At 35.1% G+C, this 9,371-nt stretch carries 5 protein-coding genes; 2 read left to right on the top strand and 3 right to left on the bottom strand.

Annotated elements, in window-relative coordinates:
* Positions 1-540 precede the first annotated feature (540 nt).
* Positions 541-942, top strand: a complete 402-nt coding sequence (locus VHE99_10660) for an acyl-CoA thioesterase (GenBank protein HVV69470.1) — start codon at positions 541-543, stop codon at positions 940-942.
* A 148-nt stretch (positions 943-1,090) separates the two neighbouring features.
* On the opposite strand, the gene VHE99_10665 is transcribed toward VHE99_10660, so the two are convergent.
* The 3 genes from VHE99_10665 to VHE99_10675 form a co-directional block, all read right to left on the bottom strand.
* A complete protein-coding gene (locus VHE99_10665) occupies positions 1,091-1,777 on the bottom strand; it encodes an SDR family oxidoreductase (GenBank protein HVV69471.1) in 687 nt (228 codons plus the stop codon).
* 68 nt (positions 1,778-1,845) lie between these two features.
* A complete protein-coding gene (locus VHE99_10670) occupies positions 1,846-4,251 on the bottom strand; it encodes an ATP-binding protein (GenBank protein ID HVV69472.1) in 2,406 nt (801 codons plus the stop codon).
* Positions 4,252-4,266: 15 nt separating this feature from the next.
* On the bottom strand, positions 4,267-7,794 hold the full coding sequence (locus VHE99_10675) for an amino acid adenylation domain-containing protein (protein ID HVV69473.1): 3,528 nt from the start codon (positions 7,792-7,794) through the stop codon (positions 4,267-4,269).
* Between the two features lie 587 nt (positions 7,795-8,381).
* Here VHE99_10675 and VHE99_10680 point away from each other — a divergent pair.
* Positions 8,382-8,753, top strand: coding sequence for an Hpt domain-containing protein (locus tag VHE99_10680; protein ID HVV69474.1), 372 nt, complete (start codon positions 8,382-8,384; stop codon positions 8,751-8,753).
* Positions 8,754-9,371 lie beyond the last annotated feature (618 nt).

Here is a 9,371-nt window from a genome sequence, read left to right on the forward strand (position 1 = left end):
GATAGCGGTATCATCGGAAACCAGTTGTAAGGTGAAGTTAAAAGGCTGGGATAGGGTTTCTGTGCCGGAAAAACTTAAGGGTACTAGTTGGTCTTCTGGTAGTAAATCCGATTGTAGGAAACGTTGGGTTTGGGTTAGCCAGGACATGGTAAACTTTCCTTTGAGATTTTAATTCTAGAGTGGTGTTAAATAGTCGTCGCATAAAATATTGTTTATTCAAAATAGAAATAAAAAGTAAATTTATTTTAAATTTAACAAAGCATGCATGCATATTAAATTAATAAATGCATTAAATCATGGAATTTAATTGGTTGCAATACAATGTTTTGAACTTTTTGTTCTGGTTGAAATGAAGGATTTATGGATTATGATAATTTTCAGAATAGTGTTATGGTGATGCAAAGAAAACTCCAGTTAAGGAGGAGGGGGTGTTTTCAGCTTTTTGTGGCTATCAGATGGTGGGTTTTCTAAGTGTTGAAGGCATATCGGTTATGCTGTCCCATGCCATAAAGTTAAACTGTGCTAACATGAGGCTAGTCTATGAATTCTAAAGCATTTAGTTATCCAATCATTATTAAAGAAAGTAATCTAGATACCTTCGGTCATGTGAATAATGCTGCTTATCTCACTTTATTTGAAGATGCGCGTTGGGATTTAATAACACAAAATGGTTACGGGTTGAATAAAATTAAAGAAACAGGGTTGGGTCCGGTGGTTTTAGAAATGAAACTACGTTTTGTAAAGGAAATCCGATTAAGAGAAGCGATTGTTATAGAGACACAAATGCTTTCTTATGAGCAAAAGATTGGTAGATTAATGCAGACTATGTTGCGGGCGGGGGAAGTTTGTTGTTCGGCGGAAATGTTGATTGGGTTATTTGATTTGGAACAACGCAAATTGGTGCTGCCTACGGATGAGTGGTTGAAGGCTATTGGGTTATAAAATAGTTTCCAACTTAGCAAAAAAAAATCTGTACCTGAGACAAATTTAAGCGATTATTTCCATGTCAAGAGCTGTGAGCCTTTGAGTATGTTCAAGGGATTCTAGATGGAAAAGATAATTTGAGGATGCAATTTATAGCTATAAGAATTTAGTAATCGATAATTTCACCGGTATAGCTATAAAAACTACCACTATTATTTATACTCATCTTTTCCAATAGCTTTCTTATGCTGGTGATGCTTTCTTCTGGGAAGAGGGTTGCTTCCTCCCCTCCCATATCTGTTTTAACCCAACCTGGATGTATGGAAATAACGCTTATTCCTTGAGGCATAAGGCTTACAGTCAAACTCTTGGTGACATAATTCAATGCTGCTTTACTCGATCCATAAAATAAATACTTAGGGTCCGAAACTGAACTGATACTACCGAGGTTACTAGAAATATTTACAATGAGCTTATGTTGACTTAGAGCAATCAGTGGAGCAAAGGCTTTAGCCATAACCACAGGAGAAATAGTATTTATTTGGAAGCTTTCTAACCAGGATGCGCGATTTAATTTCTGAGAATTAGGATGATAAGTTTTTAGAATTCCAGCATTATTCACAAGAATATCAATTGGTTGATTATGTAATTGCGACGACAAATTGAAAATATCCTGATCGAGACTAACATCTAGCTTAAATATTTGAAGTTGGGGAACTGATAAAGATTTAAGCTCGCGTGCATCACCAGGCGAGCGACAACAGGCAAATACCCGCCAGCCAGTTTCTAAATACTGTCTGACCATTTCCAACCCTAATCCTCGGTTTGCACCTGTAATTAAAATCGTTTTCATCACTATTCTTCATAATGTATGTGTTCTAGGTTCGAAACCTAACGGATATTTCAAGCCACGACTTTTACTTATGTCTTTTTCATGGCTTGATATGCCTGGAAAAAAGCTTGAATCTCTAGGTCTAGCTTTTCATATAAAGGAACTATTTGTTCATGTTCATTTTTTACAAAAGCTGTTTCTAAATTTTTCGCTGCAGCGCGCAAGCGTGGTACACCACAAAAGCAAGTGCTGCCATATAGACGATGCACATTATATTGAAGCCTTTGCCAATCTTGCTGTAAAAAAGCTGCGGCTAAACTTGGTTGTTCTTCAGATAAAGATTTAGCGAATAAATCTAGCATATTAATAGCTTCCGCATGATTCTTATTAAGGACTTTAGCGCCATCATCTAAATCAATAACGGAAGACTCTCTTATTTCTAGAGATGTATCATCAGAATTAAATTTTGTTGTCATTTCATTTGGTTTTTTGGATAAATACTTCTTATGCAGATAACGTTTAAATAAGTAGTATCCTTGTGGCTTTGTTAACGGTTTGGTAATTACTGCATTCATTCCTGAGGCTAAACATAGGTCTTTGCTACTGGCATCCATATGTGCGGTCAATGCGATAATGGGCGTTGTATAATTTGGTAAATCCGGCTGCGCACGGATTTTGCTACTCACCTTACAACCATCAATATCAGGGAGCCCTATGTCCATAAAAATAATATCATAACTTTTGCGCGCTGCCATTTGCAAAGCTTCTTGGCCATTTGTAGCAATATCTACAAAACAGCCAATTTCATTTAAGGTTAAAGCAGAAACCTTTTGAATCAGTGGATTATCTTCGACTAAAAGACCGTGAACATCTGCATTTTTCTGTATCAGAGTTTGTTTAATTTCGAGTTGCTGAGGTTCAACAAGTACATTTTCAACGATTGATTCTTCTAATAATTTTTCAGTAAATTCATTTTCGGCAATAAGTTCTTGTTCAGTTAATTTATCGATAGCGTCTAATTTAACATGGACAGTAAATGTGGAACCTTGGCCAGGCTCACTGTCTACGTCAATAATTCCACCTAATTGTTCTACAAATTGTTTTGTTATATGCAAACCCAAGCCGCTTCCTTTATAAACTCCCTCATATGAAGGATTTAAACGTGTGAAGCTTTCAAAAATATATTGTTGGTATTTTTTAGGTATTCCTATCCCAGTATCAATGACACTAAATTTAATAGCTCTCTTTTTTGAATTTGAAGGTTTATTTAATTTGTCTGGTTCAATATTAATTCTAATATAGCCTTTTTGTGTAAACTTCAAAGCATTGCTAACGAGATTAAGAATAATTCTATTGAGATACATACGATTGCCTTTAAACAAAGTCGGGAGATCATCAGAGTAATTGAGATCAATTTTCAATCCTTTCTTTTTAATTGAAGGTTGAAATGTAGTAACAATGTTAGAGAATAGTTTTTTCAAATTAAAAGCAACGAGTTGTTGGCGAACCTTACCGGTTTCTAATTGCGCTAAACTAATAACTTCATTGAGCAAATTAAGTAAATCACTACTCGCATGGACTATAGAGTTGGCTTCTGCTTTCATTTTTTCTGGTAAAGTTTTGGCCAAAAGCATAGCAATGCCTTGAATTCCAACTAATGGTGTGCGAATATCATGACTGATGTTAGCTAAAAATTGTGTTTTTGCGATATTGGCAGCTTCTGCTTTTTCTTTAGCAACTTGTAATGCTTCTTCCATTTCTTTTCGTGCAGTAATATCTGTAGTAATTCCTAGCACACCAATAACCCGTTTATTATTATCAAATAAAGGAACTTTATTTGATATGGCTGTTATAATTTTGTTTCCAGAAACAACAATTTCTTCTTCAATATTGAGTTGTGGTTTTTTAGTATTTAGCACCTCTTGGTCAATTTTTGTATACAGACTTGCACGGTCTTTCCATATAAGTTCAGAATCACTCTTCCCAACTACGTCATGTCTAGATTTTAAGCCGGCTAATTTTGCAAATTCATCATTACATCCTTGATAAATACTATTTTTATCCTTCCAATAGAAAAGATGAGGAGTGTATCTTATTATATTATCAAGTTGCATCGCTTCAAATTCTTTTTGGCTAAAATCGGCTGCTTGTTTGCCAATTAATAGTAATTGCTTTTTCTGATCGAAAGATTCCTCAATCGGAATTATATGCCAGCACATCTGAAGTTTTTTTCCATCAGATATAACTTGAATCATTTTTTTAATGGCCTTAATTGGATAAGATTTAATAAATGGATTAATACCTCCTTTTTTGCAAAGGGACGCTATGCTTTTGTTTAGTATCTGATTTTTCTTCCAGTGAAAAGTTTTTAAGGCTGTAGGGTTAATGTCGATAATATGTAAATCTTCAGAGAGAATAATAATCAAATTATCCGAATATTGTAGAACTTGTTCATAAATGCTGGGACAATTAATTTGTGGAATACTTTTTTGCATATATTCTTTTAAAAATTAATGTTTTAGGGCGATTAAATTGTCAATGCGTTGGGCGATCATTGCAATTGAGGGATCGGATAACAAACTGTATGGTGGTATTTCAACAGAAAATACATCGTGCAATTTAGACACAATTTGCATTGCCAATAACGAATTACCGCCGATTGATATAATGCTATGGTTGACCCCAATAGGTGTATTAAAAAAATTCTGTAAAATATTGACTAATGTCTTTTCGGTTTTTGTTTCAGGTTCTACGAGCTTATTAGAAGAAAAAGTTAATATTTTTTCAGTTTTTAATAAAGATTGACGATCAACTTTTCCACTAGGGGTTAAGGGTATGTTTTCTAAAACATGAAATAACGAGGGGATCATATACGTAGGTAAATGGTCTCTTAAATAATGACGAATGTCCTCAATAAAACTTTCTCCAGGATGTTTTTCTTTTGGAATAATAAAAGCAATTAATTGTTTATCTGAAAAGGGGTTTTCTTTTATAGTAATTACGGCTTCTTTAATTAAAGGACACTGAATAAGCTGTGATTCTATTTCTTGAAGTTCGATTCTAAAGCCATGAACTTTTACTTGATCGTCTATTCTACCTAAAAAAGCAATATTGCCATCAGGTAAATACTTACCTAAATCGCCGGTGCGGTATAATTTATCTTCCGGGTTATCACTGAAAGGATTTTGAATAAACTTTTTCTCAGTTAAATTGTTATCATTAATATATCCTTTCCCCAAACCGAGGCCACCTATATATATTTCACCCACCACATCAATAGGAACTAATTGCTTATTATTGTCCAATATAAAAATGTCCGAATTAGCAATAGGTTTGCCAATATGAGGATAAATGGGCCAGGTGTCGGGATCCTTGGGTAGTTCCCAAGCGGTAACAACATGAGTTTCTGAGGGGCCGTAGTAGTTTCTTAATCTACATTTAGGTAGTTGTTTAAAAAAAGCTGTCATTTCAGGAGTTATTACTAATTGTTCTCCAGCAGTAATTATTTCTTTCAGGGTTTTAAAATATTCTGGTTTAGGGTTAACTTCGGACATTTTTTTGAGAAAGGCCACAGAAGTTATTAAGTGTTCCACTGAATATTCTTTGATAATGCTGCTTAAGCTAAATAAATCCGTGCGATCTTTTTCCGAGATTAGTATCGAATTTCCTCCTGAACAAAGAGCAGAAAATATTTCCATGAAACTCATATCAAAACTTAGGCTGGTAAATTGTAGGATACTATGTTTTCCAGGTATTTGCCTCATATGCCAGGAAAGTAAATTTACTAGAGATTTATGTGTTTGCATGACTCCTTTGGGTTTTCCGGTCGAACCTGAAGTATAAATGACATATACTAGATCAGAAGGTTTATTATTTTTAATTGGATTAGTAATTAGTTCTTGAGAAAGTAAATCAGCTGCATCATCTAATGGAATGGCTTCTTTGCATGCAAAGGGTAAATCTTGCATTAATTTCTTTTGGGTTAAAATAATTTCAGCTTTTGAGTCCTCAAACATAAATCGTAAACGTTTAAGAGGATAATTATAATCTAATGGTAGATAGGCTCCTCCGGCCTTTAATATTCCTAATAATCCCACAACTAGCTCTAAGGAACGTTCCATATAAATAGCTACTAATTTGTTGGGGCCAATGCCTTTTCTTCGCAAATAATGTGCTAACTGATTGGCTTGATTATTAAGCTCCTTGTAGGTTAGCTGTCTATTGTAACAGATTGTTGCTATTGCATCGGGTGTGTGGATTGCCTGGTTTTCAAATAACTCATGAATACATAAATTGAAGTGGTTTTTTCTTTTAGATTTCGATGATGTTAGTATTTGTTGTTTAATGTTTGAATTTGGCAAATTCAGTTTTTGTTCATTTCCTTCTATTTTGGCATTAGATTTATTTAAAAGACTTGAAGTAGAATCTGGAAAAGACAGGGTAATATTTTTAGATTCACATTTTAATAATTCGTCGAGAGAAGTATCATCAAGTATGCGGGATTGGTCTATATCGCCTATTGTTTCGACATAATTTGTAATTAAATTTTTAAGTTCACAGGATGAAAGTAAACTTGCTTCAGCCGGAGAAATCCGTTTTGCTTTTTGAATGGCTTCATTAAATTTATTTTGCACCCATTCAAATGCTCTTTTGCTTTCGGTTGAATGGTTTTTTTCTAGCTTATAAGCCGTAGCACCAAGCAATAAGCCATAAGAAACAATTTCGCCGGCTAAAGCTTGTAACCAGTAATCTGCAGCAAGCGGCTTAGTAAATAATTTTAATTTATGTAGTTGAACATGCTGTTGTGCTTGCTGAATAGCAAGTTTTATTTCATCAAAAAGATTCTTTTGTCTTAAGTGTTGGTCAAAAAAATGTTCCAATGAAAGATTGGGCGTAAGTATTTTTGAGCCAATATACATATTTAACGCTTCAGTCGGACCTTCAAATATTCTAAATGTACGTGCATCACGAAAAATTTGCGAAGCTATGTTATTTTCTTCATAGCCCCTAGCGCCTAATGTTTGAATTAATATATCAGCTGCCCATCCGAGGTATTCTGAGGCTAGTACTTTAGAAACTACAAACGCTTCTTCGGGCACTTGAGTTGAGTCCACATCATATAGCTCAGCGGTTATTTGAATTAAATTTTCAATTGCATTGGTTAGAGTTGTTAATTCACTCAAACGAACCAAGGTAACGGGATTTTCTAATAGCTGTCCTGTGGCAATATTTCGTTGTTCTGCATAACGAAACATCAATTGCGCACAACGTTTTAGGACGCCTACATTTGCGGCGGCCAGACATAGGCGTGTGTACATCATATTATCCTGGGCAATTTCCATGCCTTCTCCTTGGCTCCCAAGTAATTGTTCAGAAGTTACTTGAGCATTTTGTAGATGAACCGCATTTTTAGCAAAACCTCGAACTCCCATGGTGGGGGAATCCAATCCTATATGTAATCCCTGCGTTTCTCTAGGAATAAGAAATGCACTCATCCCCAACCACTTATTTTGAGTATCCACTTGGTTAACATACACAGCGATCGCGCTAGCTGATGGCGATAAACCTACCCAGCGCTTATGACCATTTATCAGCCAACTATTTTGACCATTGGGGGTAGCTGTTGCTTGCATTGCGCGGGGATTAGAGCCTGCCGCAGGTTCAGTCATCGCGCCAGAAATTAAAATGCGTCCCGAGGCTAATTGTGGTAGGTATTTAAGCTGTAAGTTTTTTGGAGCATATTTTTCAATAGTGTGGGCAGCTTGTATACTTTCAGCCAGAACAGTGGCCAGTGTTAGATCAATTGCTGCAACCTGCTGCATTACACGCAAAATATCTTGAGTTTTTAAACCCAGTCCACCATATTTATGCGATATATGCATTCCAAAAAAACCTTTATTTCCCAAATCCAGAAAAATATGAGGAGGAAAACAGCGGCGTTCATTGGCAAGGCGTGAATCGATATGCAAAAAAGCATAGTTACGTATCCAAGCAATTAGTTCATTTGCGGATGTTTGACTATCAGTCTCAGGTTTCATATTTAAACTCTAAATTTTAAAGATTATTGTTTCTCTCCTTTCTAAAATCCATTTACACTCCGCTTTTTCCATAAAACGATAGATAAGGACAGGGTTGAGCTCTACCTTATTATACGTAGTATGTTGCTACGGCCCATTAGGATGCTGTTTGTAATTCTTTACATAAAATCTAAAGCTAATTTCATATAAAATTTTAACACAGTATTAGGTGAGCGACAATTTTTCTTATTACTAATTGTCTTATTACTAATTTGTAATTCAGATAGTAGAAAAAACGGTCAGTAGAACTCTTTGGGTAATTTTTCGTCAATTTCCAGGAATTCAGTATCAGAAAGGCTAGGAATGGGGGTAGGTGATTGCGCTTGGGTGGATTGGGATAATCAACTGTAATGGATAAAAATAATATTATGAGTAATGCATTTACTCAAATGGGCACTTTATTGTAAATATAAAACTGTCGTTTTTGTAATTTTATTGATTTATAATTATCATGGAAGAAGAATTTTTTAATCAGTTTATTTCGCGATTAGGTTGAAATGCTGGTTAATTGCTTTGTTAATGCAATAATTATTAAAGAGATAACAGCGATGCAAAAAACTCAAAATGTTGCTGCTTCAGAAATAGGAGAAAGTGGCCTAGAAATTATTTCTTTGAAAAAATCAGAAGCAAGCTACAAACTTGCATGGGAAATAATCATTGAACTTATGGCCTCATTGCCGGAGGTGCGTGCAGAAATTGAAATATCTTATAATGCTCGTGATTGGGAAAAGTTGACCCATCAAGTTCATAAATTGCATGGCGGCTTATGCTATACGAATACTCCTGATATGTTGCAGGCGACACGCAATTTGGAAATCATCTTAAAGGCTCATGATTATAATAAGTCAAAAACTGTTTATAAAAAATTTATTACAGCTATGGATGCTTTGGAAAAACTTTATTATTCCATTCAAAAGTAGATGTAAATTTTATTTTGTTGCTAAAGTTCGACTAGATATTTAATGGCTACTTGAATCATTTGTCGACTATAATGCTCTAACAAAAATAGGTGATTTATCGATCATGAAAAAATTATTATGAACAAAATTATACTTCCTGAAAATCATTTTTCATTGGTTTCAACAACTGATATCGCTAATATATGTCAAACACTTTTTAATAATACACCAATCGCTTATTTCTGTTGGTTTAAGATCTTTGATAATGGTAATTCACAATTGTTGGTCAGCAACCCTTAAGTGACCCCCTTGTCTAGACCACTGCCTAAGAAATTTTTAGGAGACTCTAGTCTTTAAAAAATTAATTAACAAATAGTTGTTATTGTGCCTGTGGGTATGTGGGCGATAAGCTCGTGAGTGTGGTCAAACTCTGAATAACATCTTTTCGGTATTCAGGGTTTGTCCACACGTCCCGAAGGGCGCGAGCTGGTGCGAAGCATCGAGTAAGCCAGTCGCATTACTGCTGCTGGCTCCTCTAAGAACGCAGCATGCGACTTTCACCGCACTACGCTCAAGCATTTTTAAGACTAAATGTGATTTAGTCCGGTCACCTCATCTGGTAGCCACTATGTCCCGAAT

The organism is Gammaproteobacteria bacterium (assembly GCA_035546635.1).
Lineage (GTDB): Bacteria > Pseudomonadota > Gammaproteobacteria > JAURND01 > JAURND01 > DASZWJ01.